The 26,777-nt window shown below is 70.7% G+C and carries 24 protein-coding genes; 15 read left to right on the top strand and 9 right to left on the bottom strand.

What is annotated here, in order from left to right:
• The first annotated feature begins 72 nt into the window (after positions 1-72).
• The 3 genes from HD599_RS17780 to HD599_RS05500 all read left to right on the top strand — a co-directional run bounded on the left by HD599_RS17780 (position 73) and on the right by HD599_RS05500 (position 3,380).
• On the top strand, positions 73-1,380 hold the full coding sequence (locus HD599_RS17780; RefSeq protein WP_221420445.1) for a hypothetical protein: 1,308 nt from the start codon (positions 73-75) through the stop codon (positions 1,378-1,380).
• Between the two features lie 68 nt (positions 1,381-1,448).
• The gene (locus tag HD599_RS05505; RefSeq protein WP_184234395.1) at positions 1,449-2,744 is read left to right on the top strand and encodes a BTAD domain-containing putative transcriptional regulator; all 1,296 of its coding nucleotides are present in this window, start codon (positions 1,449-1,451) and stop codon (positions 2,742-2,744) included.
• Positions 2,745-2,825: 81 nt separating this feature from the next.
• Positions 2,826-3,380 carry an HdeD family acid-resistance protein gene (locus tag HD599_RS05500; RefSeq protein WP_184234392.1) on the top strand — a complete coding sequence of 185 codons (555 nt, stop codon included), beginning with the start codon at positions 2,826-2,828 and terminating at the stop codon, positions 3,378-3,380.
• A gap of 3 nt (positions 3,381-3,383) precedes the next feature.
• On the opposite strand, the gene HD599_RS05495 is transcribed toward HD599_RS05500, so the two are convergent.
• A complete protein-coding gene (locus HD599_RS05495; RefSeq protein ID WP_184234390.1) occupies positions 3,384-4,490 on the bottom strand; it encodes a Gfo/Idh/MocA family protein in 1,107 nt (368 codons plus the stop codon).
• A 49-nt stretch (positions 4,491-4,539) separates the two neighbouring features.
• On the opposite strand from HD599_RS05495, the gene HD599_RS05490 reads away from it, so the two are divergent.
• Positions 4,540-5,310 (top strand): SDR family NAD(P)-dependent oxidoreductase, encoded by a 771-nt coding sequence (locus tag HD599_RS05490; protein WP_184234388.1) that lies wholly within the window; start codon positions 4,540-4,542, stop codon positions 5,308-5,310.
• On the opposite strand, the gene HD599_RS05485 is transcribed toward HD599_RS05490, so the two are convergent.
• The 3 genes from HD599_RS05485 to HD599_RS05475 all read right to left on the bottom strand — a co-directional run bounded on the left by HD599_RS05485 (position 5,307) and on the right by HD599_RS05475 (position 9,591).
• On the bottom strand, positions 5,307-6,224 hold the full coding sequence (locus HD599_RS05485; RefSeq protein ID WP_184234386.1) for an NADP-dependent oxidoreductase: 918 nt from the start codon (positions 6,222-6,224) through the stop codon (positions 5,307-5,309). The genes HD599_RS05490 and HD599_RS05485 overlap by 4 nt on opposite strands.
• Before the next feature lie 50 nt (positions 6,225-6,274).
• Positions 6,275-7,204 (bottom strand): nuclease-related domain-containing protein, encoded by a 930-nt coding sequence (locus tag HD599_RS05480; RefSeq protein WP_184234384.1) that lies wholly within the window; start codon positions 7,202-7,204, stop codon positions 6,275-6,277.
• Positions 7,205-7,353: 149 nt separating this feature from the next.
• Positions 7,354-9,591, bottom strand: a complete 2,238-nt coding sequence (locus HD599_RS05475; protein ID WP_184234382.1) for a UvrD-helicase domain-containing protein — start codon at positions 9,589-9,591, stop codon at positions 7,354-7,356.
• 207 nt (positions 9,592-9,798) lie between these two features.
• Between HD599_RS05475 and HD599_RS05470 the strand changes: the two genes are divergently transcribed.
• The 5 genes from HD599_RS05470 to HD599_RS05450 all read left to right on the top strand — a co-directional run bounded on the left by HD599_RS05470 (position 9,799) and on the right by HD599_RS05450 (position 14,149).
• A complete protein-coding gene (locus HD599_RS05470) occupies positions 9,799-10,446 on the top strand; it encodes a SipW-dependent-type signal peptide-containing protein (protein WP_184234379.1) in 648 nt (215 codons plus the stop codon).
• Between the two features lie 9 nt (positions 10,447-10,455).
• Complete coding sequence (locus HD599_RS05465; protein WP_184234376.1) at positions 10,456-11,097, top strand: SipW-dependent-type signal peptide-containing protein; 642 nt, start codon at positions 10,456-10,458, stop codon at positions 11,095-11,097.
• A complete protein-coding gene (locus HD599_RS05460; RefSeq protein ID WP_221420443.1) occupies positions 11,094-12,398 on the top strand; it encodes a signal peptidase I in 1,305 nt (434 codons plus the stop codon). Before HD599_RS05465 ends, HD599_RS05460 begins: the two co-directional genes overlap by 4 nt.
• Positions 12,391-12,903, top strand: coding sequence for a hypothetical protein (locus tag HD599_RS05455; RefSeq protein ID WP_184234373.1), 513 nt, complete (start codon positions 12,391-12,393; stop codon positions 12,901-12,903). Before HD599_RS05460 ends, HD599_RS05455 begins: the two co-directional genes overlap by 8 nt.
• A 154-nt stretch (positions 12,904-13,057) precedes the next feature.
• Positions 13,058-14,149 (top strand): hypothetical protein, encoded by a 1,092-nt coding sequence (locus HD599_RS05450; protein WP_184234370.1) that lies wholly within the window; start codon positions 13,058-13,060, stop codon positions 14,147-14,149.
• A gap of 3 nt (positions 14,150-14,152) precedes the next feature.
• Here HD599_RS05450 and HD599_RS05445 read toward each other — a convergent pair whose 3' ends face one another.
• The 3 genes from HD599_RS05445 to HD599_RS05435 all read right to left on the bottom strand — a co-directional run bounded on the left by HD599_RS05445 (position 14,153) and on the right by HD599_RS05435 (position 17,634).
• On the bottom strand, positions 14,153-15,349 hold the full coding sequence (locus tag HD599_RS05445; RefSeq protein ID WP_184234367.1) for a PrsW family intramembrane metalloprotease: 1,197 nt from the start codon (positions 15,347-15,349) through the stop codon (positions 14,153-14,155).
• A 53-nt stretch (positions 15,350-15,402) separates the two neighbouring features.
• Complete coding sequence (locus tag HD599_RS05440) at positions 15,403-16,164, bottom strand: MDR/zinc-dependent alcohol dehydrogenase-like family protein (protein WP_184234364.1); 762 nt, start codon at positions 16,162-16,164, stop codon at positions 15,403-15,405.
• A gap of 78 nt (positions 16,165-16,242) precedes the next feature.
• Positions 16,243-17,634, bottom strand: coding sequence for an FAD-binding oxidoreductase (locus HD599_RS05435; RefSeq protein WP_343061903.1), 1,392 nt, complete (start codon positions 17,632-17,634; stop codon positions 16,243-16,245).
• Between the two features lie 87 nt (positions 17,635-17,721).
• On the opposite strand from HD599_RS05435, the gene HD599_RS05430 reads away from it, so the two are divergent.
• Genes HD599_RS05430 through HD599_RS05415 form a run of 4 tightly spaced genes read left to right on the top strand, consistent with a single transcriptional unit; the run spans position 17,722 to position 20,985 of the window.
• A complete protein-coding gene (locus HD599_RS05430; protein WP_184234358.1) occupies positions 17,722-19,215 on the top strand; it encodes a DNA-3-methyladenine glycosylase 2 family protein in 1,494 nt (497 codons plus the stop codon).
• Positions 19,212-19,706 (top strand): DUF6328 family protein, encoded by a 495-nt coding sequence (locus tag HD599_RS05425; RefSeq protein WP_343061902.1) that lies wholly within the window; start codon positions 19,212-19,214, stop codon positions 19,704-19,706. Before HD599_RS05430 ends, HD599_RS05425 begins: the two co-directional genes overlap by 4 nt.
• Entirely contained in the window at positions 19,703-20,716 is a 1,014-nt protein-coding gene (locus HD599_RS05420) for a YihY/virulence factor BrkB family protein (protein WP_343061901.1), read from the top strand. The genes HD599_RS05425 and HD599_RS05420 overlap by 4 nt, the downstream gene beginning before the upstream one ends.
• Before the next feature lie 5 nt (positions 20,717-20,721).
• Positions 20,722-20,985 carry a DUF7218 family protein gene (locus tag HD599_RS05415; protein ID WP_184234355.1) on the top strand — a complete coding sequence of 88 codons (264 nt, stop codon included), beginning with the start codon at positions 20,722-20,724 and terminating at the stop codon, positions 20,983-20,985.
• On the opposite strand, the gene ku is transcribed toward HD599_RS05415, so the two are convergent.
• On the bottom strand, positions 20,982-21,878 hold the full coding sequence (gene ku, locus HD599_RS05410; RefSeq protein WP_184234352.1) for a non-homologous end joining protein Ku: 897 nt from the start codon (positions 21,876-21,878) through the stop codon (positions 20,982-20,984). The genes HD599_RS05415 and ku overlap by 4 nt on opposite strands.
• A gap of 76 nt (positions 21,879-21,954) precedes the next feature.
• Here ku and HD599_RS05405 point away from each other — a divergent pair, with 76 nt between their 5' ends.
• Positions 21,955-24,411, top strand: coding sequence for an ATP-dependent DNA ligase (locus HD599_RS05405; RefSeq protein WP_184234349.1), 2,457 nt, complete (start codon positions 21,955-21,957; stop codon positions 24,409-24,411).
• A gap of 31 nt (positions 24,412-24,442) precedes the next feature.
• Positions 24,443-25,093, top strand: coding sequence for a protoporphyrinogen oxidase (locus HD599_RS05400; RefSeq protein WP_184234346.1), 651 nt, complete (start codon positions 24,443-24,445; stop codon positions 25,091-25,093).
• Between the two features lie 21 nt (positions 25,094-25,114).
• Here the strand turns inward: HD599_RS05400 and HD599_RS05395 are convergent, their stop codons facing one another.
• On the bottom strand, positions 25,115-26,638 hold the full coding sequence (locus HD599_RS05395) for an aspartate ammonia-lyase (RefSeq protein ID WP_184234342.1): 1,524 nt from the start codon (positions 26,636-26,638) through the stop codon (positions 25,115-25,117).
• Positions 26,639-26,777 lie beyond the last annotated feature (139 nt).

The raw sequence follows: 26,777 nt of genomic DNA, 5'->3' as shown, positions 1-26,777 counted from the left end.
CCCTGTAACGCCCCGGTGACGCGCCGGTCACGACCCCCGGGTCAAGCTGCAGCTACAACCGAGGGGATCAGCATGACGATTACGACTACCGGGCAGCCTGGCCGAGGCATCCGTTCGCGGATGCACCTTCCGACCACGACGCGTGCCCGCACCGCGCTCATGCTCCTGGGCGCCGCGGTCTTCGCATCCGCGCTCGCACTGAGCCCCCTCGCCACCGCGACCCCGGCCTACGCCGCGGCCCCCATCTCGCAGTGCAACGCGAACGACCCGGTCTACAGCAACAACGCCTCGGCAACCGAGATCGAGTGCCGGGTATCCATCGTCAACACCCTCAACCTCGACTCCGACACCGAGCTGTCGGTGGTGACCGTCAGCCGCTGTATCGGCGCACCCGCGGCGACGCTCTGCTCCCCGCCCGTCACCACCACGAGCAACACCCTGACCACCTCGGTCACCCAGTGCAACGGCAACGCGATCGCGGGCGGCAGCACGATCCGCTGCAACGTCAACATCCAGAACACGGTGGTGGGCGCGACGTCGTCGGCCGCCCCGGCGACCGTCAACCAGTGCGTCGGTTCCGGTACCGGCGGCGGCATCGGTGTCGGCGGTGTCGCTCCTGCGCTCAACTGCGACCTGTACCAGTCGGCGACCAACGCCACGATCACCCAGTGCAACGGCTCGGGCAACGGCGGCGGCGGCGACTACCGCGTCACCTGCCGGGTGGGCTCGTCCACGCAGACCTCGGTGATCCCGATCCTGGTCAACCAGTGCAACGGCAGCGCGTACGGCGGAGGCGACACCGTCACCTGCTCGACGAACCTGACCAACCGCCTGCTGCCGTCGCAGATAGTGACGCCGACTCCGACGCCGACTCCGACCGTGCCCGCGCCGACCCCCACTCCCACGACTCCCCCGGTCGTCACCCCGCCGACCACACCCGGCACCCCCGGCACGCCGACGACCCCGGTCACCCCCGGAACACCGACCACGCCCGTCACCCCCGGAACCCCGGGCACACCGGTCACACCGGTCACTCCCGGAACCCCGGGCACACCGGTCGTTCCCGGCACCCCGACTGCACCTGTCACACCGGTCACCCCCGGCACCCCGACGACACCGGTCACCCCCGGAACCCCGACCACGCCCGCGACACCGACGACGCCCGTCGTGACCCCCGGCACTCCCGTCCAGGTCGCTCCCAACGTCGTGACGCCGGTCACGCCGGTGACCCCCGCGGTCGAAGCCGAGCGGGACACCCTCGCCAGCACGGGCATCGACGTGGTATTCCCCACCGTGATCGGGCTGCTCACCATCGCCATCGGCGGTGCCATGGCACTCGTAGCACTTCTGCGACGCGGAGTCTATGGCCGCCGCAACTGATGCTGGTGAGTGACAAGGATTCGCTAATAAAGGTAGCCTTGCGATACGCAGGGAGCGGAGTCACCTTAATGAACCTTGTCCGCGCCGCGGCTGAGGAGCCAGAACGTCAGAGTTCCGGCTCGAGCGCGAATTTCACACCGTCACGGGCTCTCGAGGCCGTGGGCGAACGGTGGAGCCTGCTGATCATGCGCGAAGCGGTCTTCCACGACGTGACACGGTTCTCCGACTTCGAGCGGCGAGTGGGTGTCGAGAGCGACATCCTCGCCGCTCGTCTCCACAACTTCGTCGGGGCCGGGCTGATGACCAGCCGGCCCGTCGTCTGGAACAGCCGTCCCCGCGACGGCGTCCAGCCCGACGACGAGCTCGAGTACCTGCTCACCCGCAACGGACGCAACCTCGAACCCGTGATCATCGCGCTGAGCACGTGGGCCGACGGGTGGGCGGCGTCGCCGGTGACGGAACTGGCGATCACCGATCCGATCGCCGCCGATCCGGAGACCGACCTGTCGGGCGCCGACCTTGCCATCGCCGTATTGGTGCCCGACACCGTCGCACCGCCCGTCGACATCGGGTCGATGCGCGCCACGGCGACCGGGCGCGATCCGGAGGCCATGCGGGCCGACGCGATCAAGGCGATCAGTGGCCCCGACCGTGTGCTCATCGAGATCTCCCTTCTCGGAAGCTTCGACCTGCGTGTGGGCGGCGCGAGCGTCGCGTCGCTCGCCGTCGGGTCGCAGCGACTCCTGGCCTTCCTCGCCCTGCACGACCGCGCGGTGGCCCGCATCGCGATGGCCGGCGCCATGTGGCCGGAGGTCTCCGACGAACGGGCCGGAATCAGCCTGCGCTCCGCCCTCTCCCGGCTGGACGCCGCCACCCGCGACGCGATCCTCTCCGCCGCCCCCGGCCTCAGCCTGGCCGAGGCCGTCGTGGTCGACCTGCGCGAAGGCCAGGCCCTGGCGCACAGGTTACTCCGCTCCGACGAGCCACTGCGCGACGCCGACGTCTCCCCCGCCGCCGTCTCCCTGCTTTCGCTCGAACTTCTCCCCGACTGGTACGACGACTGGGTGCTCGCCGAAGCGGAGGACTGGCGCCAGCTGCGCATGAGCGCTCTCGAGGCGCAGACCGTGTACCTCACCGACGCCGGCAGACTGGCCGAGGCCGCCGGCGCGGCGCGGGCCGCGATGAAGGTCGAACCGCTGCGGGAGAGCGCGCACGCGAGCCTCATCCGCGTGCACCTCGCCGAGGGCAACCAGTCAGAGGCGCTGCGCGTCTACGACCGCTACCGCGCGCTGCTCGCCAGCGTGCTCGGCCTCGAGCCGACACCGCGCATCACGTCGCTGGTCGAGAGCCTGCGCAAGAACTGACCGCCCGCTTCCCCCGACGCTCCGCGAGTGCCACCATGGTCGGGACATGTCACGGACCACGTCACGAACGAGGGAGCAAGCATGACCACCAGTATCGGACCGACCGGATTCATCACCGTCCACCGCGGCGAGATCGTCGCCTTGGCGGTCGTCGGCATCGTTCTCGGCGTCGTGGCCCTGATCTGGCCGGGCGCCACGCTGATCACGGTCGCCATCATCTTCGGCATCTATTTGATCGCGTCCGGGATCTTCCGCATCACCGCGGCGTTCCTCTCCCACGACGCGGGCACCGGCCTTCGCTGGCTCACCGGCATCCTCGGAGCGCTCGTGCTGGCCGCCGGCGTCTACTGCCTGGCCAGTCCCGAGCGCTCGCTCGTGGTCCTCGCCTTCGTGATCGGCTTCGGCTGGATCGCCGAGGGCATCATCGACCTGATGGCCGGCATCCAGGGCGTGGTGTCGCCCCGCTGGCTGGCCATCCTCAGCGGCGTCGTCTCGATAGTCGCGGGCATCGTGGTCTTCACGCTCCCGACTCTCGCGGTCACGGCCTTCCTCGCCTTCGGCGCCGTACTGCTGATCATCGTCAGCATCTCGACGCTGCTCACCCTGCCGCGCAAGAACACCGTCGCGACGACGTAACGCTCAGAGCCCGGCCTCCTGCCACGGCATCGGCGACGAGTGCAGCACGGTGCCGCTGGTCGCCGCCGCCTGCACGAGCTGCCCCAGGTAGTGGTCGTGGCTCGCCTCCGCGAGACCGTAGAACGGCTCCCCCGTCACGACGAACCGCGCCATCAGGTGCATCGTCTCCGCGACCGCGAGTTCGTCGTCGTTCAACCGAGCCGGAGCGAAACGATTGCCGTACTGGATGTCGCCGTGCAGCGAGATCCGCACCAGATGGCTGCCGCCGAGGTCTCCGTCGATGCCGGTCGCCTCGCGGGTGAGCCGCGCGGTCACCGCGTTGGCCGGACCGGCGAGGTAGTGCACGTCGTCGTCGTCGATCTCGCCGCGGGTGCCGCGGATCCCGAGGTGCCGCGAGCGGGCCGGCGACCAGTACTGCTGCTCGGAGAAGTCGAAGACCGCGGTGCGGGGTCCCTCCCCGTCGAACCGCAGCAGGGCGATCGTGCGCTCGTTCGGCACCTCCTCGAGGGTGTCGAAGAAGCCGTTCCTGCCGCGGAAGGCGAGGGTCGGATCGGGCACGGTGTTCGCCGAGACGCTCACCGGCTCGAACCCGATACCGAGGGCTCGACGGGCGAGGCTCATGCCGTGGTACCCGTGGGCGGTCGACACCCGCACGCTCGACACCTCGCCGACGAGACCCGAGCGCGCTACGGCCAGGCGCGCAACGTGGTGCGGCTGCAGGTGGTACTGCTCGGCGACCTGCACCGGCGCGCCGCCCACGGCGGTCCAGAGCGAGCGGAGAGCCGCGACATCCACCGCCGGCGGGGTCTCGGTCAACACCGGCACTCCCGCGGAGACGAGCGCCTCGATCAACTCGCGGGCGACGTCGGGCGGGGTCGAGACCACGACGTAGTCGTAGCGGTCGGCGAGGAAGTCGGCGAGGTGGGTGGTCGACGGCACGTCCCAGGCCCGGGCGACGGATGCCGCGGACTCCGCCGTGCGGACGAGGACGCGCGCGATCTCGAACCTATCCGGCAGCTCGCGGGCGATGCGCAGAAAGTATTCCGCGCGCCAGCCCGCGCCGACCAGTCCGATGCGCGCCTGTGATTGGTGACCCTGGGTCGTCGTCATTGCTCCCCCTCGGGAACAGGCTAGCGCGATCAGCGGCTAGCGTTAGCGCATGACCGGAACCCGACGACCCCTCGCCCTCGTCACGGGGGCCACGGCCGGTATCGGCGCCGAGTTCGCCCGGGCACTGGCCGTGGCCGGCAACGACCTGGTGCTCGTCGCCCGCGACGCCGCCCGGCTCGAGGCGACGGCGGCCGCACTCCGCAGCGCCCACGGCGTGATTGTCGACGTGATCGCCGCCGACCTCACCAGCTCCGACGGCATCGCCGTCGTGCAGCAGCGCGTCGCCGATCGTGAGCACCCCGTCGACGTCCTCGTCAACAACGCCGGATTCGGCCTGCGCGGCGACTTCGAACAGACGGCCCTCGACGACGAACTGGGGCTGCTCGACCTGCTCGTGACGGTGCCGATGCGGCTCAGCCACGCGGCCCTCGGACAGATGCTGCCGCGACGCAGCGGCACGATCGTCAACATCGCGAGCGTCGCGGGCTTCACGCCGCGGGGCAGCTACGGCGCGGCGAAGGCCTGGGTTCTGAGTTTCAGCCGGTGGGCGAACCTGCACTACCGGCCCGTCGGCATCACGGTGACGGCGGTCGCTCCCGGGTTCGTCCGCACCGAATTCCACGACCGGATGGCGGTGCAGACGACCGCCGTGCCCCGGTTTATGTGGCTCGACGCCCCCACGCTGGTGCGGCTGGCGCTGCGCGACGTCGCCCGCGGCCGCGCGGTCTCGATCCCGACGCTGCGCTACAAGCTGCTGGTCGCGGCCGTCTCGCTGCTGCCCGACCGGCTGGCCGCGCTGGGCGAGCTGAAGCCGCGCTAGAAGACGATGACGACCTTTCCGCGCACGTGCCCGCCGTCGAGCAGCTCGAACGCGGCCCGGGTCTCCTCGATCGGGAACGTCGCCGCGATCGGCACGACGAGCGAGCCGTCCACGACGAGACCGGCGAGGGTGGCGAGCGTCGCGGTGTCGATGGGGCCCCGGCCGACCCCCTCGACGCCGTAGTCCGCGGCGTCGGCGGCGATCGTGTTGATGCGTCCGGGCGCTACCCCGAGGTCGAACCCGGCCTGGATGGTGTCACGACCGTGCTGGTCGAGTACGACGGTGACCGGCCCCGGGGCGACGGACCTGACCCGGTCCGCGAGGGTCGTGCCCGCGGCATCCGCGTAGGAGACGGGGATCACGCCGAGGCTCTCGAGGAATTCATGGTTCGCCTCGCTGGCCGTGCCGATGACGGTCGCACCGGCGAGGCGGGCGAGCTGGGCGGCGATGACGCCGACCCCGCCGGTCGCCGCGCTCACGAGCACGACATCGGACGCGGTGATGCTCTGCGACCGCACCGCGTTGAAGGCGGTCTGCCCGGCGAGCGAGAGGGCGCCCGCGGTCGCCCAGTCGAGGCCGGCCGGTTTGCGGGCGAGGTTCGCGGGATTGGTCACGGCGAGGTCGGCGACGGCACCGCTCGCGACGAGCCCGAAGACCTCGTCGCCGACGGACAGCTCGCCGACACCCTCGCCGACGGACTCGACGATCCCGGCGAGCTCACGGCCCGTTCCGGCCGGGAAGGTGAAGCTCGGGCCGTGCATCACGCCCTCGCGCGTCTTCGAGTCGGAGGGATTGATCCCCGCGGCTTTGACCGCGATGCGCACCTTGCCGGCCTTGGGCTTCGGGGCGTCGAGGTTCTCCACCCGCAGGACGGAGGCCGGACCGAATTCGTTGTACTTCACCGCGCGGGACATCTGCCGAGCCTATCGCCCGGCGGTGAGCGTCGGGTCAGGGCAGCGGCGGGCTAACGGGTGGCGAGCGACGCCAGAGCGTTCACCAGGATCGAGTAGGTGATCAGCACGAAGCCGCCCGCCCCGATCAGGGTGGTGACGGTCGCCCAGAGCACCTGCAGCCGCCAGGCCGACCGCACCTCGGCGCGCAGGGCGAGGAACCGTTCGCCCAGGGCCTCCCGGTCGCCGGCGACGGTCTGCGGCAGCGCGATGCCGCCCGTCACGTCGGCGCCCACCTGGCCCCCGGGGTTCCAGGTGCTCCAGAGCTGCGCAGCGCGCCCGATCTCGACCACGTCGGCGGGCGACAGGACGGTCTCGCGGTTCGTCAGCCAGCTGACGACGGCGGTCGTGGGCAGCACGGTGACGTCGCGGTGCTTCTCGCGCACCGTGATGTTCTTCGCCGCGACGACGGCGAGGATGCCCGCGACCTCGACGGGCACGGGATGCCCGCGCTTCGCCACGGCCGCGCTGAGCAGCCGCTCGGACCGCCCCATCTCGTACTCCATGTTGCGGATGTACGGGTGCCGGATCCCCGCGACCAGGAAGGCGCGCTGGGAGGCCCACACCGTCTGCCCCGGGTGGTGGCGGGTGTTGATGATGAAGACGCCGCCCGGACCCGCGACGAGGTGGTCGATGGTGGCGCCCGTACCGAGCGGCAGGGCGTGCAGCACGACCCAGTCTTCGCTCAGCCGCCCGAGCTCCGTACCGACGGCGATCTCGCTCACGGCGGCGTCGTACCAGGGCTTCGACTCGGTGGTCAGCGGGCTCATGCCGAAGAGCCGGGCGAAACGCGATCTCTCGGCCGCCACGTCTTGCGCGCGGAACAGTTCGACGATCGCCCATTGGCCCGGCACGTTGTCGGCGAGGGACCCGCGGGGCGCTCCGACGGCGCGGCGGGCGGAGATGGTCTCCTGCTCGCGCGCGGACACGTCGCCCTCAGTCATGTTCGTCCTCATCCGCGAGCGAGCGGCCCCGCCACCGTCATCCGTCTTTTTCTACTCTCCCGTGCTTCGCGGACGCGCACTACCCCCAGATCGGAGGTGAATAAATGAAAAACTGTTACGGAATGAAAGCCGGATGCCGCGGCCGCAGATCAGGCCGGGAGGTCGATTCCGGCCGGCAACGGGGTGCTGGTCACGAGGTGCAACCGCTGCGTGGGCCGGGTCATCGCGACGTACAGGGCGGCCGCGCCACGGGCGATCTCGTCGATCACCGTCTGCGGCTCGACGACGATCGCGGCGTCGAACTCGAGCCCCTTCGACTCCTGCGGCGTGAGCACGGCGACGGCCCGGGAGAGACCGGCCGCGCCCCGGCCGACGTCGGCGCCGAACCGGGCGCTCAGGCGTTCGGTGATCGCGGCGACGCGCGACTCGCTCGCGATGACCGCGATCGTGCCGAGCGAGTCGATCGCGCGGTCGGCCGCGACGGTGTCCTCCACCGCCGCCAGGGTGTCGGTGGTCTGCACCACGGCCACCGGCCATTCGCTCGACCGCACCGAGCGCGAGCGGGTGATCGACAACCCGTGGGCGATGGCCATCGACTCGGCCGTCTCGGCGATCTGGGCCGGCGTGCGGTAGTTGACGGTGAGTTCTTCGAGACGCCAGTCGTCGCCGATGAGCGGCTGGAGGGCGTCGGCCCAGCTCGACGACGCGGCGGCGGCGCTCGCCTGCGCGACGTCGCCGACGATCGTGAACGACTTCTGCGGGTTGCGCCGGATCAGCACCCGCCACTGCATGGGAGAGAGCTCCTGCGCCTCGTCGACGACGATGTGCCCGTACGCCCAGGTGCGGTCGGATGCCGCGAGGTCGGCCGTCGACCCGCGCTCCACCGCGGCCTCGAAGCCGTCGGCGAGGTCTTCGGCGTGCACGACGCCCTCGACGCCCATGTTGCGGATCGCCTGCTCGGCGTTCTCGATATCGCGCTTGCGCTGCTGTTTGCGCTCGCGCTTCTCCGCGTCTCCCCCGCCGCTGACGGCGCCGAGCAGCTCGGCGGCCTCGTCGAGCAGCGGCACGTCGCTCACCGTGAACGGCGCGTCGCGGTCGCGGCGCAGCAGCGCGCGCTGGGCGTCGGTCCAGCCGGGGGTGAGGGTGGCGAGCCACTGCGGGCGAGCGTAGATGTCCTGCAGCAGCTTCTGCGGTGTGAGCGGGATCCACGCGGTGTTCAGTGCGACCTTCACGTCCTCGGCGGTGCGGATGTCCTCGCGCAGCCAGGCCTGGTCGCTGTCCTCGATCGTGTTGCCGTGGTCGCGCAGCTGGGCGGCGAGCTGCACGCTGAGCGCCTTGATCGCCGCCTTGTTGAAGGTGGCACGGGCGACGTTGTGGGGCTTGCGGGTCTCCCACGCGCGGTGCATCGCGTTCTGGATCAGCTGCGGCTCCACCGTGAGGTACTCGCCGTTGATCTCGAGCGTCTGCTGCTCGCGCGGTACGACCTGGCGCGACTTGACGGCGCGCGCCAGCAGCGCGGCCATCTCGATGGAGCCCTTCACGACGGCGACATCCTCGGCATCGTCGATGGCGGTGTCGACCCCCGGGTACAGCTGGCCGACGCTCGACAGCACCACCCCGGTCTCGCCGAGGGACGGCAGCACCGCCTCGATGTACTGCAGGAACGACCGGCTGGGGCCGACGATGAGAACACCGGATGTCGCGAGCCGGTCGCGGTAGGAATAGAGCAGGTACGCGGCCCGGTGCAGGGCCACCGCGGTCTTGCCGGTTCCCGGACCGCCCTGCACGACCAGCACGCCGCGCAGCTCGGAGCGGATGATGCGGTCCTGCTCGGCCTGGATGGTCGCGACGATGTCGCCCATGCGGCCGGTGCGCTGCGCGGTCAGGGTGGCGAGCAGCGCCGCCTCGCCCTGCAGGTTGCTGGTGTCGCCCTCGAGCATCGACTGGTCGAAGATCTCGTCGTCGACGCGCACGACCTCGCGGCCCTTGCTGGTGATGTGGCGGCGGGCGCGGGCGCCGAGCGGGGTCGCGGCGGTGGCCTGGTAGAAGGCGCGGGCCTGGGGCACCCGCCAGTCGAGGAGGATCGGCTGGAGATTCTCGTCGCGCAGGCCGATGCGGCCGATGTAGCGCAGCGTCGGCTCGTCGTCGACGGGCACGAGGTCGAGGCGGCCGAACGCCAGGCGCTCGTCGATCTCGGTGAGCTGGCTCACCCGGTCCTCGTAGATGCGGGCGAAGGCGTCGCGCTCCGACCGGTTCTGATGGGTGCCGCCCTGGTTGGTGCGACGCACAGTCTCGAGCTGGTTTTTCGCGTCGTCGCGCAGTTCGTCGAGCCTCGCATAGAGGGCCGCTACGTACTCGCGCTCGCTTGTCAGATCGGCTGAAGCCACGTCCACACCCCTCGAAATCAGGGTATCCAGCCTACGTCGTTTGCGGGCGCTCCGTTTCCACCGCGCGGTCGCCGCGGGCCTCGACATCCGTAGTGCGTGGGTAGTTTTTCAGTATCCCTCCCGGTTACCCGCCGCGGGGCCCGCGGATAACTTGTCTGGAGCGACCGCCGTGACGTCCAGCACGGGGGCCATTACTAGGGGGATCCCATGACGCTCAGCACCGCTACGACCTCTGCCCCGGCGCCCGCGCCGGCCATCCCGCGCGGCTCGCGCGGACGACGGGTGAAAGCCCTGCTCGCCGGCGGCCTCGTCCTCGGCGTCGGCGCCGCGATGACCCTGGCGGCGTGGAACGACTCGGAGTTCGCGACCGGCACGTTCACCACCGGCGCCTTCGACATGGTCGGCAGCACCGACGGCACGACCTTCAGCGACCACGCCACCCTCGGTACCGCGGCGACGCTGCCGTTCACCGTGTACACGGCGGGCATGACCCCGGGCGACGTGTCGGCGGCCCCGTTCGCGGTGCGCCTCACCGCCCCGAGCACCGCCCCCGCGAGCGTCACCATCTCGGCGCCGGCCGGAGCCAACACCGGCGCGCTGAGCAACTTCACCTACACGGTGCTCGACACCGGCACGACGGCCACCTGCACGGCGGCGACCACGGGCACCGCGCTGATCCCGGCCGCCACCGCCCTCGGCACCGTGCCCGGCAGCACCACCTTCACCCTGCCGATCGGCACAGGTGGAGCGGCCGGAACCGCCACGCACCTCTGCTTCAAGGTGACCGCGAACGCCGTGATGACCCAGTCGGCATCGGCGACGGCCACCTGGCAGTTCCTCGCGACGTCGCAGTAGCCGCCGATCATGGCTGGCGACGCAACTCGCCGGCGCAGGAGGCTTCCGTTCCTGCGCCTGCGAGCGCTGCTCTCCGGTGGCCTCGTACTGGGACTGGGTGCCGTGATGACTCTCGCGAGTTGGAATGACTCGGAATACGCCACGACCACGCTCTCGACCTCGGTGTTCAATACCGAGTCGAGCGTGAACGGCGCGGCTTACGCCGACAACGCGGTCTCCCCCGGGCCCTCGGTGACCTTCAGCGGCGCCGTGTTCGCCCCGGGCGACGTGCAGTACTGGAATATCCTGACCCGGACCAAGGCGAAGTCGATCCCGGGGACGCTCAGCGTGCCGGCACCGGTGCTCGGCGGGGCCAATACCGCGACCCTGAGCCCGTACTTCGTCTACCGGGTCGTCAATACGACGGCGACCTGCAACGCGGCCGCCTTCACGACGTCGCCGGTCTGGGTCGTCGGCAACGGCACCACGAAGCGCGCGCTCACCGCCGGCCAGGAGGCGGGCGTGACGATCTCGCTGCCCGCGGCGACCCCGACGCTGCCGAGCGCCGCGACCGGGCTGTGCTTCGAGATGACGCTGCTCGACACCGCTCCCATCGGCGTGCAGAACCAGGTGTCGACCGCCACCTGGCGCTTCGTGGCGACCTCGTCATGACCCTCGCCACCCGGGAGAACCGGTCGCCGGCGCACGCGCGTCCCGAGGGGCGCGGCGCGGGGTCGCGGCATCCCGAGGGGCGGCGCGTCGACGACCGCCCGGAACCCCGGAGCGTGTCGATGCGGGCCGTCGACCTGCTGCTCACGGTCGCCGCCCTCGGCGGGGTGGTCTGCATCATCGCGGTCATCATGGCGACGGTGTTCGACATCACCCTGATCATGTTCAAGACGGGGTCGATGAGCCCCACCATCCCGGCGGGATCGCTCGCCGTCGTGCGCGAGATCCCCGCGACCGAGGTGCGCGTCGGCGACATCGTGACGGTCGACCGCGAGGACCAGCTGCCGATCACCCACCGCGTAGTCGCCGTCTCCACCACGACGGACGGGCAGACGAGCATCACGATGCGCGGCGACGCCAACACCGCCGACGACCCGGCCCCCTACATCGTCGACTCCGTGCGCACGGTGGTCTACTCGGTGCCCGGGCTCGCGGCGGTGATCATCGCGCTCTCTCATCCGCTGGTGCTCGGCGGCATCACCCTGGGCGCCGCGCTGCTCGTGACCTGGGCGTTCTGGCCGCGCGCAGAGAAACGTCGGCGTCACCGCGCCACCGGCGGCGCGGCGGCGGTGGCGGTCGCCCTGGTGGTCGTCCCCTCGGTCACGTCCGCGCCGCCCGCGCACGCCGACGCTCCCGAGTGGTCGGTCGTCCACAGCAGGTACCTCACCCTCGAGTCGCTCGCCGACGACGAGGCGATGGGGAGCCTCACGCCGGGACGCCCGGTGCCCTGGCAGGTCGGCGTCTCGGTGCGCGCCCCCGAACCGGGCATCGTGCGGCTCGGCATCTCGGCCGAGGGCACCCTGTCCAAGCCGGGCACGCTCGACGTGGAGATCCGGGAGTGCGCCGAGGCGTGGGTGGCCGGCGTCTGCGGGACGGGCGACACGGTCTGGCTGCCGCAGCAGGACCTCGCCGCGGCCACCGTGCCGACCAACGTGAACGGATCGCGCGAGATCGGGTCGATGTACTCGACCGACAAGGTCTGGTTGCAGGTCGCGGTCAGCCTGCCCGAAGCGGCCCGCCCCGGCATGGACGCCACCATCGCGATCCACGCCTGGGGCGGCAGCGGCGAGCTGGGCGACGGGTCGATGACCGCCGACAGCGCCAGCCAGGGCTTCCTCGCCTCGACGGGCGGCATCACGCAGGTGCCCGCGCTCGCCCTCGCGGTCGCGGCGGTGCTCGCCGGGCTCGCGCTGGCCGGAATCGCCCAGCTCACGCGGCTGATCGGGCGGCGCGACGATGAATAGCCGGCTGCTGCGACTGGCCGCGGCGACTCTCGCCGTCGGCGGGCTGCTCGCCGTCTCCGTCACCGCGGCCCGGGTCGAGCCGACCGTCGCCTCGTGGCGCACCGACGGCTATGCGACGACGACACTGTCGACGGTGAAGCTCAACCCGGTGACCTCGATCACCTGCGACACCGCGAGCGGCACCCTCGTGACTTCGGTGCCGATCCGCTGGACGGCACCGGCACTCACCGGCACGGGACCGTCCCCCGACAGTTACACCCTCACCGCGACATCCGGCAGTCTGACTAATTCGACCACTGTCACGGGCACTACCTATTCCCTCGGCGGGGTACTGCTGACCATCGGCGGCACCTTCCTCGTCACCGTCGTCGCCAACTACACCACCAGCAGCGGAGCCATCGCGTGGTCGTCGCCCGTCTCGACGCAGAGGCTGCGCGTCACGGTGAGCCTCGGTGTGGCCGGCATCATCGTCAGCTACACCTGCGCCACCGAGGCGAACCCGTAACCTCGGCAGAAATTGCTTGCCTTTTGCCCGCGGCAGGGCCACGATATTAGCCAGAACAACTCATCGCCCAGAAAAGAGCCGCAGGCATTGCCGCGCCACTGGGCGATGAGTCTTTAACGGCCCGGTTCCGTCCCGACCGTGCCAAGCTGAGGCCATGTCGAGAACGATTGATTACACGCCCTTGCTCGGTGCGGTGACGGGCCCGGAGATCCGGGCGTTCCGCACGGCCGCACGCTCGCGCGGCAGCAACTGGGGCGCGTTCAGCGTCGCCCAGCTCGTATCGGGAGCGCTCATCGGCGCGGTCGTCGCGCTCGTGCTCGTGTCGTCGCTGTTCTCGCTCGCCGGCATCCTGATCGACTCGGCCCTCGGCGGCGGCGACCTCGTCACGGTCGTCGCGCCGCTCGCCGTGCTGCTCGTGCTCGGCGGCTCCGTCGCAGTCATCCTGCGCTCGCTGTTCGGCAACCGGCGCTGGGAGCGCCTGATGCGCATGGACCGGTTCGCCGCCGCCAACGGGCTCGTCTTCTCGCCGCGCGATGCCGCACCCGCCTACCCGGGTGCGATCTTCACCCGGGGCCGGGCGCGCGAGGCCCGCGACCACTTCCGCTCGGCGGCCGGGCGCTTCCTCGACTTCGGCAACTTCCACTACGTCACGGGCAGCGGCAAGAACCAGCAGCGGCACGCGTGGGGTTTCCTCGCGCTCAAGCTCGACCGCAACCTGCCGCACATGGTGCTCGACGCCCGTGCGAACAACGGCATCTTCGGCTCGACGCTGCCCGGCAGCCTCGCGAAGGACCAGGTGTTGTCGCTCGAGGGCGACTTCGACCGGCACTTCACCCTGTACTGCCCTCGCGCCTACGAGAGAGACGCGCTCTACGTCTTCACTCCCGACCTGATGGCGCTGCTGATCGACGAGGCGGCGGCCTTCGACATCGAGATCGTCGACGACTGGTTCTTCCTCTACTCGCCTCGGGTGTTCCCGCTCGCCGACCCCGCGACGTACCAGCGGCTGCTGCGCATCGTCGACACGGTGGGCGCGAAGACCCTCGCCCAGAGCGACGGGTACGTCGACGACCGCTTCGCCTCGGGCGGCTACGTCAACGACCGGTTCGCCGCGGGCACCCCGGCCTTCGTCGTCGCGCCGCAGGGTCGGCGGCTGCGAACAAGGTTCCCCGGTGTGGCGATCCTCGTCGTCGCGGTCTTCGTCGTGCTGTGGGGCTGGTCGGTCGTCAGCGGGCTGCTGAACTGACCCCTAGCGCGGAGCCGACGATACGAGGGCCGCGCGGGATGCCACGATCGCGGCCAGCAGAGCCGCTTCATCCGCCTCGGCACCGATGCTCGCCCGGCCCGTCACGATGCGCTGCCGGGTGAACGCGAGCCGGGTGGCGTCGCGCGTGTACCGGCGCATGACCGCACCGAGACCGCGGCGGTTGGCCCAGGACTGCGCGCGGCGGCGTCCGGCACCCGTGGCGAGCGAGTTGACCTCGTCGCGGTTGAACCAGCCGACGGCGGCGTACTCGCTCAGCCGCTCGTGGGTGAGTGCCGCTTCCTGGCGGCGCAGGAACAGCACGATGAGCACCCCTCCGGCGAACAGCGGGAACTGCACGACCGCGTAGTAGGCGTAGAAGTCGCTGACGAAGTACAGCGAACCGTTCCAGAACGCGTGCAGCAGCACCGCCGGCACGAGCCCGAGCAGCAATACGCCGACCGCGGCGACGGCGTTGGTGCGTCGCGCGGCGAAGCCGAGGGCGATACCGGTGCAGGCGGTGAACATCACGTGGGCGAACGGCGACATCAGGCCGCGGGCGAGGAAGATCTCGGCGAGTCCGCCGTCCAGCGTGCCGACCGTGAGCAGCTGCACGCCGAAGTAGAGGATGTTCTCGGTGAACGCGAAGCCGCCGGCGACCCAGGCCGCGTAGACGAGACCGTCGATCGGGCCGTCGAAGTGTTTGCGGGCGAACAGGAAGATGAGCAGCAGGCCGAGGGCCTTCGCGCCCTCCTCGACCAGCGGAGCCTCCACGACGGCGGAGAGGAACTCGCCCGCGCCGACGTCGGAGGTGATCGCGGAGATCACGCCGGTCAGCTGGGCTCCCACGATGAGGGCGACAGCCACCGAGGCGCCGGCGCCCCAGAGAAATGCGAAGACGAGGATGCCGCGGGGCTCCGGTTCCCACCGGTCGATCCAGTGCACGCCGAAGAAGACGATCGCGAGCGGCACGAGCGCCATGATGCCGCCGACGCCGAACGCCACCGGGCCGAGGCCGGCGATGAGGTACGCGACGACGGCGAGGGCGAGAAGTGCCGCGATCGCGATACCGACGATGCCGAGCGCGGTGAGGCCGCTGTTGCGTCGCACGGGCGCGTTCGCGGCCGGACCGGTGACGACGGCGGCGGCCTGCCGCACCTCGAGGGGCGCCTGGCCCGGCGCGGCTGGATCAGTCAGAGTCATGCACGAACCTTAGCGGGCGGTCGCGCCCTCGTGCGGGCGCGACGCGGCCCGCTTTACGCGGCGACGGGCAGCAGCAGGATCGGGCTCGCCGCGCGGCGCTCGGAGAGGTCGGCGTGGGCACGGTCGGCGTCGGCGAACGCGTAGGTGGTCACGGCGATGTCGTCGAAGATGCCGCGGCGTACTTCGGCGAAGACGTCGGCCGCGGCGATCTGCGCGAGGCCGTTGCCGTAGCGCCAGCGTCGTGCCGCCTCGTAGTCGGCCTCGGTCACCACGACGTCCGCGAGGTTGCTGCCCGCGTCGACGACCGTCGCACCGAGGTCGACCGCCCAGGCCGCGACGAAGGCGTCGGCTCCGGACGGGTCGGGTGCGATCGCGACACGGTTGCCGCGGCCGACGGAGTGCAGCTGCTTCACCACGGTTCGGGCGACGAGACCGAGGGGCAGGTAGGACGCGGCCGATTCGACCGCGACGTCTTTCGGGAAACCGATGAGGTCGCGCTCGGGCACGACGATGCTGAACCCGGTCGGCGTGGTGCCGAGGGCGTTGTAGTCGGAAGCGTCGAGGTCGGTGCGGTACGAGACGCGGTCCCCGGGGGCGAATCCGCCCGCCTCGGGGCCGACGGCGGAGATCAGACCGGCGGCCTGGATGCCGAGAGAGCTCAGGCCGAGCGCGCCGACGCGCACGCGCACCTCTCCGGTCTTCGGACGGGCGAGCCCGTCGCGGGTGCGCGGACGCGCGGTGGACTTGCGGGGCGTGCTGTTACGGGTATCGGGGGTGCGGCGAGGAGTCGCTGTGGAGTCGCTAACCAGGGTCATATCGGCATAACACCGCGGCGCGCCATGGTATTCCTGAATTGCCGTCCGCGCAGGGTCGTGCGGGTACCGGTCCTGCTTTTACTCGGCGAGCGCCGACGCCCGCACGGTGTCGGGGGCCTCGGAGAACAGCTTGCCCGGGTTGAGGATGCCGCTCGGGTCGAACACCCGCTTGATGTCGCGCTGCAGGTCGACCTGGTCGTCGCCGAGCTCGTCGCGCAGCCAGCGCTTCTTGAGCAGGCCGACGCCGTGCTCGCCGGTGAGCGTGCCGCCGAGGCGCAGCGCGGTCTGGAACATCTCGTGGGCGGCGGCCCAGACCGCCTCCGGCACCTCGGCACCCTCGTAGACGAAGTTCGGGTGCAGGTTGCCGTCGCCGGCGTGCGCGACCGTGGCGATCGTCACACCGTGACGGGCGGCGATCTCGTCGATCGCGTGGAACATCGCGGGCAGCGTGCTGCGGGGCACGCAGACGTCCTCGATGAGCACGGTGCCGCGGCTCTCCATGGCGGGGTGGAACGACCGGCGCAGCGCCATCAGCCGCGCGGCCTCCTCCGGATCGGTGGTCAGCGTGGCGTCGCCGCCGAGCGAGCGGATGATCGCGAGCGCTGCCGTCGCCTCGCCCTCGGCTCCCCCGCCGTCGGTCTGCACGAGCAGGAACGACTCGGCGCGGACCGTGACCCCGAGGTAGTCGGCGATCGACGTCATCGCCCGCGGGTCGAGCAGCTCCATGATGGCGGGGCGCAGTCCGGACGCGCTGATCACGGATGCGGCGCGGGCGGCGTCCTCCACGGTGGAGAAGTAGGCGCCGATGGTCGACGGGGTCCCCTGCGGGAGACGACGCAGCTTGACGGTGGCCTCGACGATGACGCCGAGGGTGCCCTCCGACCCGATCAGCAGCCCGACGAGGTCGAGCCCCGTGACGCCCTTGACGGTGCGGTGGCCGAGGGTCATCAGGCGTCCGTCGGCCAACACGATCTTCAGGCCGAGCACGGCCTCGCGGGTCACGCCGTACTTGGCGCAGAGCAGACCGCCCGCGTTCGTGGCGATGTTGCCGCCGACGGTGGAGATGGCGCGGCTGGCCGGGTCGGGGGCGAACCAGAGGCCCGTGGAGGCGAGGGCGGTGTTGAGGTCGGCGTTGATGATGCCCGGCTCGACGACGGCGAGCTCGTCGTCCTCCGATACCTCGAGGATCCGCGTCATCCCGAGCGTGGACAGCACGATCTCGCCGTCGCCGGCGATCGCTCCGCCCGCGAGTCCCGTTCCCGCGCCGCGCACGACGACCGGGGTGCCGGTGGCCGTCGCGATCCGCATCGTGGCCTGCACCTCGGCGATCGTCGTGGCGTTGACGATCGCGAGGGGCGGCGTCGACGACTCGTGCCCCGACTTGTCGAGCCGGCACGCGGCGAGCGCCGCCGGGTCGGTGGAGAGGGCGGCGGGAAGCTCGGCCTTGAGGAGTTCCAGAACGTTGTTCACGGATGCCAGCCTAAGCGGCCTCGGGCGCGGGGCGGTCATGTCCGATTACCGCTAGTGCAACGCGGCCGAAAGTGCGATCGTGGAGAAATGCACGCAGACAAGCAGACGGCAGGGCACCTGTTCGCGGAGCGCTACCGGGCCATGTCGTCGCGCGACGCGCGCTTCGACGGCCAGTTCATCACCGGCGTGCACTCCACCGGCATCTACTGCCGCCCGAGCTGCCCGGCCGTGACCCCGCACGCGAAGAACGTCTCCTTCTACCGCACCGCCGCCGCGGCCCATGAGGCGGGCCTGCGCGCCTGCAAACGCTGCCTTCCCGACGCCGTGCCCGGCTCCCCCGACTGGAACACCCACGACGACCTCGCCTCCCGCGCCATGCGGCTCATCACCGACGGCGTGGTCGAGCGTGAGGGCGTGCCGGGTCTCGCCGCCCGTCTGGGCTACACGACGCGGCACCTCACCCGGGTGCTCGTCTCCGAACTCGGCGCCGGTCCGCTGGCCCTCGCCCGCGCCCACCGCGCGCAGAGCGCCCGCACCCTCCTCGTCTCGACGGACCTGTCCGTGGCCGACGTCGCCTTCGCCTCGGGATTCTCCAGCATCCGCCAGTTCAACGACACGATCGCCGCGGTCTACGAGCGCACCCCGAGCCAGCTGCGCGCCACGAGACGCGCGGGCGGCCTGGTCGCTACGCCCGACGAGCCGGCGGGCGACGGCACGGCCATCAGCCTGCGCCTCCCGGCCCGCGCGCCCTTCGACGGCGCGGGCCTGCTGCGCTTCCTGGCCGACCACGCTGTTGCGGGTCTCGAGACGGGCGACGACGACAGCTTCGAACGCCGGGTGCGGCTCCCCCACGGCAGTGCGACCGTGCGGCTGAGCCTGGACGGCGACGCCGGAGTGCGGTGCGACGCCACGATCGACAGGATTTCGGATGTCGCGACGCTCGTCGCGCGCATCCGCCACTTCCTCGACCTCGACGCCGATTCCGCGGCGATCGACTCCGCTCTGGCCGGTGATCCCGCCCTCGCCCCGCTCGTGAGCGCACGCCCCGGTTTGCGCCTCCCCGGCAGCCTCGACGCCGAGGAGACGCTCTTCCGCACGCTCGTCGGCCAGCAGATCTCGGTGCCGGCCGCCCGCACGGTGCTCGGCCGCATCACGGCCGAGCTCGGCGGCGACGGGCTGTTCCCCACCGCCGGGCAGATCGCGGGCAGCACGGGTGTCATCCGCGGTCCGGCGTCGCGCGTGCGCACGATCCTCGGCGCGGCGGAGGCCGTGGCGGACGGCACGCTGTCGCTCGACGTGGCGACGCCGGTCGACGAATTCACCGCGCGCCTCGTCGCCCTGCCCGGGATCGGCCCGTGGACGGCGGGCTATCTGGCGATGCGCATCCTCGGCAATCCCGACGTGCTGCTGGCGTCCGACCTGGTGGTGCTGCAGAGCGCCGCCCGGATCGGCCTGCCCTCCTCGGCCCGAGATCTCGCCGCCCGCGGCACACGCTGGGCCCCGTGGCGCAGCTACGCCACGCTGCACCTGTGGCGCAACCGTTCGCCCATCGCCGCGCTGCCGCCTACGATCATGGGGTGATTCCCGAACCCGCCGCCACCCCCGCCAGCACCGAACCCGAGACGGACCGGGCGCGCCTCGACCGCAACTGGTCGGAGATCCTGCAGGAATTGCGCGTGACGCAGACCGGCACCCAGATCCTCACCGGATTCCTGCTGACCCTCGCGTTCCAGCCGCGCTTCGCCGACCTCACGCAGATCCAGGTAGACGTGTACCTCGTGCTGGTCGTGCTCGCCGCCCTGACCACCGCGCTGGCGCTCGCCCCCGTGAGCCTGCACCGCACGCTGTTCCGCGAGGGGGCGAAGGAGGAGATCGTGCGCATCGCGAACCGCATCCTCAAGCTCACCCTGCTCGGTGTCGCGTTCGTGCTGTCGGGCACCATCCTGCTCATCTTCGACGTCGTCGTCTCGCCGGTCGCCGGGTACGTGGCCGGCGGCGTCTCGCTCCTCCTCATCGCCGGCGTCTGGCTCGTCATCCCGTTCTTGGTGCACCCGGACCGGAAGCACCGGTGACCATCGACGGCGGTGGCGACCACCCCACCAGCCGCGGGCTGCCCCGGGCGGCGTTCCGTCACGCGGCCACGCGGGCCTGGCACGGTTTTATGCTCCACCGCGGCATCGACTCGGCGGCGGCGCTCACCTACTTCGCCACCCTCGCGATCTTCCCGGGCGCACTCGTCGTGGTCTCCGCGTTCGCCATCTCGAGCGACCGGCAGCGCGCGGTCGACAGCATCCTCGCGGTCGTCGGCGACGTCGGCACCGACTCCACCGTCGAGACCCTGCGGGCGCCGCTGCACGAGTTCCTCAGCCTCACCAACCCCGGCATCGCCCTCGCCGCCGGGCTGCTCCTGCTGCTCTGGACGCTGTCGGCCTACGCCACGGCGTTCGGCCGGGCGATGAACTCGGTGTACGAGGTGCAGGAGGGCCGCCAGTTCTGGAAGTTCCGCGGCCTGATGATGCTGGTCACGCTCGTGCTGATGGTCGCCTTCGGCGCGATCATCGTCATCCTCCTCGTCACCCCGCGCGTGATCGACGCGATCGGCGACGACTACGGCTTCTCCGAGCCGTGGATGAGCGTCTGGAACGTCGGCAAGTGGCCGCTCCTCGCCGTGCTCGCGGTCCTGGTGGTCGCGGTGCTCTACTACTTCACGCCCAACGTGCGCCACTCCCGGCTGCGCTGGGTGTCGTGGGGCGCCGTCTTCGCGATCGTGGTCTGGGCGCTCGCCGCTGCCGGGTTCGCGGTCTACGTGGCGACGGTCGGCCAGTACGAGCGCGTCTACGGCTGGCTGGGCGGCGGCATCGTGCTGCTGCTCTGGCTGTACATCAGCAACCTGGTGCTCGTGCTCGGCGCCGAGGTCGACGCGGAGGTCGTTCGACTTCGCCAGCTCTCGGTCGGCATCCCCGCCGAGGAGGTCATCCAGTTGCCACTGCGCGACACCGCGCGCAACCTGCTGCTCGCCCGCCAGCGCGCGTCGGACGTGCATGGCAGTATCGAGATCCGCGAGGACGCGGAGAAAGGATAGACATCGTGCCGGAGGACAATCCGACCCTGAAGGACCCCGAGCTCTACGAGAAGCTCGTCGACGAGGGCAACAGCAAGCAGAAGGCCGCACGCATCAGCAACGCCGCCGCGGCCCGCGGCCGGTCGGCCGTCGGCCGGAAGGGCGGAGCGGCCGGCGACTACGACGACTGGACCGTCGCCGACCTGCGCGGCCGCGCCAAGGAGATCGGCCTGACCGGCTATTCGCGGCTGACGAAGGCGAAGCTCATCGAGGCGCTGCGCAACAGCTAGCTCGCCGCTCTCTTCTTGGCGGCCGGTTTCTTCGCAGCGGGCTTCGCCGCGGCGGCGGGCTTCTTCGCCGCTGCAGGCTTCTTCGCAGCTGCCGCCGCCGGCTTCTTCTTCGACCGCGACGTCTCGACGCTCCGCCGCAGCGCCTCCATGAGGTCGAGCACCTCGCCCTGCTTCTCCTCGGGCTGCTCGCCGAAGGTCTCCTCGGTACTCACCGCATCGCCCTTCTTGAGCTTCGCGTCGATCAGCTGGCGCAGCTCGTCCTGGTAGTCGTCGGAGAACTTCGACGGCGAGAAGTCGGACTCGAACGACTCGACCAGCGAGTGCGACATCTCGAGTTCCTGCGCCGAGATGCGCACCCTCTCGTCCAGCGCGGGGAAGTTCGCCTCGCGCACCTCGTCGTCCCAGAGCAGCGTCTGCAGCATCAGCACGTCGCCGCGCACCCGCAACGCGCCGAGCCGCGTCTTCTGGCGCAGCGCGAAGTGCACGATGGCCGTGCGCTCGGTCTCCTCGAGCGTGCGTCGCAGCAGGGCGTACGCCTTGTTCGACGACGAGTCCGGTTCGAGGAAGTAGCTGCGGTCGAACATGATCGGGTCGAGCTGCTCGTTCGGCACGAACTCGACGACGTCGATCTCGCGGCTGCGCTCCTGGGGCAGCGAGCCGAAGTCCTCGGCGGTGAGGATCACGGTCTGCTCGCCGTCGTCGAACGCCTTGTCGATGTGCTCGTAATCGACGACCTTGCCGCAGATCTCGCACCGTCGCTGGTACCGGATGCGCCCGCCGTCCTTGTCGTGCACCTGGTGCAGCGGGATGTCGTGGTCTTCCGTGGCGCTGTACACCTTGACCGGCACGTTGACCAGGCCGAAGGTGATCGCACCCTTCCAAATCGCTCTCATGCCAACCAAGTAGACACACCGGCAGTCCCCGGGGCAATAGCTGGTCGTGGGCTCATCTTTCCCGCACGATTGTGCAATGGCTTCCCGCACCGAGGATCAGGTCGTCTCCGTCGACGGCCACCGCATCAAACTCACCAATCTGGGCAAAGTGCTCTATCCCGAGACCGGCACCACCAAGGGCGACGTCATCGACTACTACGCCCGCATCGCCCCCGTGCTCCTCCCCCACGCCGAATACCGTCCCGCCACGCGCAAGCGCTGGGTGCACGGCGTCGGCACCGACGACGAGCCCGGACAGGTCTTCTTCCAGAAGAACCTCGACGACTCGACCCCGTCGTGGGTGAAGCGCCGCCCGATCGAGCACAAGGACCACAGCAACGACTACCCGCTCGTCAACGACCTCGCCACTCTCACCTGGCTCGCGCAGATCGCCGCGCTCGAGATCCACGTGCCGCAGTGGCGGTTCGGCCGAACCGGCACCCGCAAAAACCCCGACCGCCTCGTGCTCGACCTCGACCCGGGACCCGGCGTCGGCCTGCTCGAGTGCGCGGAAGTGGCGAGAGCCGCCCGCGACATCCTCACCGGCATGGGCCTCGACCCGCTCCCCGTCACGAGCGGCAGCAAGGGGATCCACCTCTACGCGGCGATCGACGGCACCCAGACGAGCGACGAGGTGAGCGAGGTGGCCCACGAGCTGGCCCGCGCCCTCGAAGCCGACCTCCCCGATCTCGTGGTGAGCGACATGAAGAAGTCGCTGCGCGAGGGCAAGGTGCTGGTCGACTGGAGCCAGAACAACGGCAACAAGACGACGATCACCCCGTACTCGCTGCGCGGACGCACGCGTCCCACGGTCGCTGCACCGCGCACCTGGCGGGAGCTCGCGAGCAAGAATCTCGCCCAGCTCGAGTACACCGAGGTGCTGGCGCGGGTGGCCCGGCGCGGCGATCCGCTCGCGGCCGTCACCGTCGGCCACCTCGAGTCGCTCGAACCCACGCCGCAGCGGATGGCCGGCTTCGACCGGCTCGAGAAATACCGCAGCATGAGGGACGCGAGCAAAACGCCAGAGCCGGTGCCGGATGCCGCGGCCGACGCCCCGGCCGGCAACTCCTTCGTCATCCAGGAGCACCACGCCCGCCGGCTGCACTACGACTTCCGGCTCGAGCACGACGGGGTGCTGGTCAGCTGGGCGCTGCCGAAGGGCGTGCCCACCGAGACCGCCACGAACCACCTCGCCGTGCAGACCGAGGACCACCCGCTCGAGTACGGCTCGTTCGAGGGGCGTATCCCGGCCGGCGAGTACGGCGCCGGCGAGGTGACGATCTGGGACTCGGGCGACTACGAGCTGGAGAAGTGGCGCGACGGCGAAGAAGTGATCGTCGTGCTGCACGGCGAGAAGCACGGCACGCACCGCTACGCGCTCATCCACAGCGGGGGCGGCGCCGGCGACTCGAAGCGCGCGGAGAACAACTGGCTCATCCACCTGATGAAGGAGCAGCCGGCAGCCGAGTCCGCGCCCGCGGAGAAGTCGAAGAAAGCGGAGAAGCCGTCCGCGAAACCCGCGCCGGGCCGCGGGACCGACCGCCCGCCGTCCCCGATGCTCGCGACGCTCGGCGACGTCTCGACGATCGACGACGAGGACGAGTGGGCGTTCGAGATGAAGTGGGACGGCGTGCGCGCCGTCGCACGGGTCGCGGACGGCACCGTGCGGCTGTTCAGCCGCAACGGCGTCGACATCTCGGCCGGCTACCCCGAACTCGACGAGCTCGTGGCCGCGACCGACGGCGACGCGGTGCTCGACGGCGAGATCGTGGCGCTCGACGCGAAGGGGCGCCCCGACTTCGGCCGCCTGCAGGGCCGCATGCACCTGCGCAAACCCTCCGACGTGGGAAAGGCCGTGCGCGACATCCCGGTCAAGTTCATGGTTTTCGACATCCTCGAACGCGACGGACACTCTCTCGGCGCCACCGAGTACACCGAGCGCCGGGAGGTGCTCCAGCAAGTGGTGACGGCGGGCGACGTCGTGCAGGTGCCTCCGTCGTTCGACGGCGACCTCGAGTCGGCGATGGAGAGCAGCCTGCGCCTCGGACTCGAGGGCGTGATGGCGAAAAAACGGGACGGCAGATACGCCCCGGGCGCGCGCTCCCGCACCTGGATCAAAATCAAGCACCACCGCGCCCAGGAGGTCGTGATCGTCGGCTGGCGGCCCGGCCACGGCACGCGTGCCAAGCGCGTCGGGTCGCTGCTGATGGCGGTGCCGGAGGGCGACGGGCTGCGCTACGCCGGCCGGGTCGGCACCGGCTTCGACGAGCGCGCGCTCGACGAGATGCTGCCCCGGCTGAAGAAGCTCGCCCGCAAGACGAGCGCGGTCACCGACGTGCCGTCCGCCGACGCGCGGGACGCGGTCTGGGTGTCGCCGCGGCTCGTCGGCGAGGTCGAGTTCGCGGAGTGGACGCCGTCGCGGCGGCTACGCCAACCCACTTGGCGCGGCTGGCGGGAGGATAAGTCCCCGTCGGATGTCGCGGTAGAACGATAGCGATGTCAGGTCGTAAAGCTATGGTGGGGGCATGAAGCGCAAACTCCTCCTGGTCCTCGGTCTGGCAATCGGTTACGTCCTCGGCGCGCGCGCCGGCCGTGAGAAGTACGACAGGCTCAAAGCAACCGCCGAGCAGTACTGGCAGGACCCGCGGGTCGCGAAGGCCCGCACCGACCTCGAGAGCTACGCCCGCACGCAGGCGCCGATCATCCGCGACACCGCGAAGGAGGCGGCCGGCAAGACCGCGGCCGCCGCGAAGGACATCGCCGACAAGACCGCCACGACGGTGAAGGATGTCGCGGGCAAGACGGCCACGACCGCCAAGGACGTCGCCGCCACGACCAGCGCCACCGCGAAAGACGTCGCCGGCAAGACCGCCGCCACCGCGAAGGACGTCGCGGGCAAGACCGCCGCCACCGCCAAGGACGTCGCCGCCACGACCGCCGCCACCGCCAAGGACGTCGCCGAGAAGACCGCGGCCACGGCGAAGGATGTCGCGGGCAAGGTCACCGACGTGACCGACGACGTGCGCGGTCAGGTCGTCAAGACCGCGACCGACCTCAAGGACCGCGGCGAAGAGGCGGTCGAGCGCGTCGCTCTCACGGTGAGCGAGGCCCGCGACCGCGCCCTCGAGGACGAGCCCGACGAAGACGACGACGAGGACGCGCCCGCCGCCAAGTAGTCTCCCTACGGCTCGGCGCCGCTAGGGGGTCGACGGCGAGAGCGGGCTCTCCTCGGTCGGCCGCGCCTCGCGCTCGAGCTCGACGACGGCGATCGACGACGTGATCGGCACCATGCCGCTGAGGCGTTCGGGCGACAGCACGCGGCGCACCTCCTCCTCGGTCATCAGGCCGGCGGAGACGCAGAGCTCGGCGATCGACGCGTTGGTGGTCAACGCCGTGTGCGCGAGCGCCGCCGACGCCGTGTAGCCGATGTACGGGGTGAGCGCGGTGACCACGCCGACCGACGACTCCACCTGCATCGCGAGCCGCGCGATGTTGGCGGTGATGCCGTCGACGCAGTTGACCCGCAGCGTGTAGCAGGCCTTCGTCAGCCACGAGATCGACTGCAGGATCGAGTGCGCGATCACCGGTTCGAACGCGTTCAGCTGCAGCTGTCCGGCCTCCGCCGCGGCCGTCACGGTGGCGTCGGCACCGATGATGCTGAACGCGACCTGGTTGACGACCTCGGGGATCACCGGGTTCACCTTGCCCGGCATGATCGACGAGCCGGCCTGCCGCGGCGGCAGATTGATCTCGCCGATCCCGGCCTGCGGTCCCGAGCTGAGCAGGCGCAGGTCGTTGCAGATCTTCGACAGTTTGACCGCGCCGCGCTTGAGGGTGCCGCTGACGGTCATGAAGATGCCCGCGTCGCTCGTCGCCTCGATGAGGTCGGGGGCCGTCTCCATCGGGATCCCGGTGACAGCGATGAGGTGTTCGCGCACGGCGTCGGCGTAGCGCGGGTCGGCGGTGATGCCGGTACCGATGGCGGTCGCGCCCATGTTGATCTCGTTGAGCCACTTGATGGTCTCGGTTAGCCGGTCGTAGTCCTCGGCGAGGGTGTGCGCGAACCCGCGGAACTCCTGCCCGAGTGTCATCGGCACGGCATCCTGCAGCTGGGTGCGCCCGACCTTGAGGATGTCGTTGAACTCGACGCCCTTCGCGGCGAACGCGGCCGTGAGCAGACGGTGCTCGGCGAGCAGCCGCTGGATGCCGAAGACCATGGCGAGCTTGATCGCCGTCGGGTAGACGTCGTTGGTGCTCTGGCTGCGGTTGACGTCGTCGATCGGGTGCAGGTGCTGGTAGTCGCCCCGCTCGTACCCCATGAGCTCGAGGCCGCGGTTGGCGATTACCTCGTTGGTGTTCATGTTGGTGCTGGTCCCGGCGCCGCCCTGGATGACGCCGACGCAGAACTCCTTGTGCAGCGCACCGCCGACGATCTCCTCGCAGACGCGGTCGATGATGTCCGCCTTCTCCTGCGAGAGCACTCCGATCTGGGCGTTGGCACGCGCCGCGGCCTGCTTGACCCGGGCGAGCGCGCGGATGAGGTCGGGGTAGTTGGAGATGGCCCGGCGGGTGATCGGGAAGTTCTCGAGCGCACGCGCCGTGTGGATTCCCCAGTAGGCGGAGTCGGGGATGTCGAGCACCCCGAGGGAGTCGCTTTCGACGCGGGTGGCCGGGGTGCCGGCCTCTCCTACTGGACGGGCGGACGGGGATGCTTGTGACATCGGTGCTCCAGACGGGTCTGTCATCGGTCAGTCGTCGTCGACTGTGCTCCAAGGGTATAGGCCCCGGCCCGGCGGGCGGCAACGGTGAACGCGGCGTATACCGAAAATGTCCCGCCGGCGAATTCGCGGCGGGCGCCCC

This window comes from Conyzicola lurida (assembly GCF_014204935.1).
Lineage (GTDB): Bacteria > Actinomycetota > Actinomycetes > Actinomycetales > Microbacteriaceae > Conyzicola > Conyzicola lurida.
This window is presented reverse-complemented; position numbering and strand designations above follow the sequence as displayed.

Excerpts from the sequence above, each read along its gene's own strand:
- HD599_RS17780 (WP_221420445.1), top strand. The coding sequence starts at position 73 with ATGACGATTACGACTACCGGGCAGCCTGGCCGAGGCATCCGTTCGCGG.
- HD599_RS05505 (WP_184234395.1), top strand. The coding sequence starts at position 1,449 with ATGAACCTTGTCCGCGCCGCGGCTGAGGAGCCAGAACGTCAGAGTTCC.
- HD599_RS05500 (WP_184234392.1), top strand. The coding sequence starts at position 2,826 with ATGACCACCAGTATCGGACCGACCGGATTCATCACCGTCCACCGCGGC.
- HD599_RS05495 (WP_184234390.1), bottom strand. The coding sequence starts at position 4,490 with ATGACGACGACCCAGGGTCACCAATCACAGGCGCGCATCGGACTGGTC.
- HD599_RS05490 (WP_184234388.1), top strand. The coding sequence starts at position 4,540 with ATGACCGGAACCCGACGACCCCTCGCCCTCGTCACGGGGGCCACGGCC.
- HD599_RS05485 (WP_184234386.1), bottom strand. The coding sequence starts at position 6,224 with ATGTCCCGCGCGGTGAAGTACAACGAATTCGGTCCGGCCTCCGTCCTG.
- HD599_RS05480 (WP_184234384.1), bottom strand. The coding sequence starts at position 7,204 with ATGACTGAGGGCGACGTGTCCGCGCGCGAGCAGGAGACCATCTCCGCC.
- HD599_RS05470 (WP_184234379.1), top strand. The coding sequence starts at position 9,799 with ATGACGCTCAGCACCGCTACGACCTCTGCCCCGGCGCCCGCGCCGGCC.
- HD599_RS05465 (WP_184234376.1), top strand. The coding sequence starts at position 10,456 with ATGGCTGGCGACGCAACTCGCCGGCGCAGGAGGCTTCCGTTCCTGCGC.
- HD599_RS05460 (WP_221420443.1), top strand. The coding sequence starts at position 11,094 with ATGACCCTCGCCACCCGGGAGAACCGGTCGCCGGCGCACGCGCGTCCC.
- HD599_RS05455 (WP_184234373.1), top strand. The coding sequence starts at position 12,391 with ATGAATAGCCGGCTGCTGCGACTGGCCGCGGCGACTCTCGCCGTCGGC.
- HD599_RS05450 (WP_184234370.1), top strand. The coding sequence starts at position 13,058 with ATGTCGAGAACGATTGATTACACGCCCTTGCTCGGTGCGGTGACGGGC.
- HD599_RS05445 (WP_184234367.1), bottom strand. The coding sequence starts at position 15,349 with ATGACTCTGACTGATCCAGCCGCGCCGGGCCAGGCGCCCCTCGAGGTG.
- HD599_RS05440 (WP_184234364.1), bottom strand. The coding sequence starts at position 16,164 with ATGACCCTGGTTAGCGACTCCACAGCGACTCCTCGCCGCACCCCCGAT.
- HD599_RS05430 (WP_184234358.1), top strand. The coding sequence starts at position 17,722 with ATGCACGCAGACAAGCAGACGGCAGGGCACCTGTTCGCGGAGCGCTAC.
- ku (WP_184234352.1), bottom strand. The coding sequence starts at position 21,878 with ATGAGAGCGATTTGGAAGGGTGCGATCACCTTCGGCCTGGTCAACGTG.
- HD599_RS05405 (WP_184234349.1), top strand. The coding sequence starts at position 21,955 with ATGGCTTCCCGCACCGAGGATCAGGTCGTCTCCGTCGACGGCCACCGC.
- HD599_RS05400 (WP_184234346.1), top strand. The coding sequence starts at position 24,443 with ATGAAGCGCAAACTCCTCCTGGTCCTCGGTCTGGCAATCGGTTACGTC.
- HD599_RS05395 (WP_184234342.1), bottom strand. The coding sequence starts at position 26,638 with ATGTCACAAGCATCCCCGTCCGCCCGTCCAGTAGGAGAGGCCGGCACC.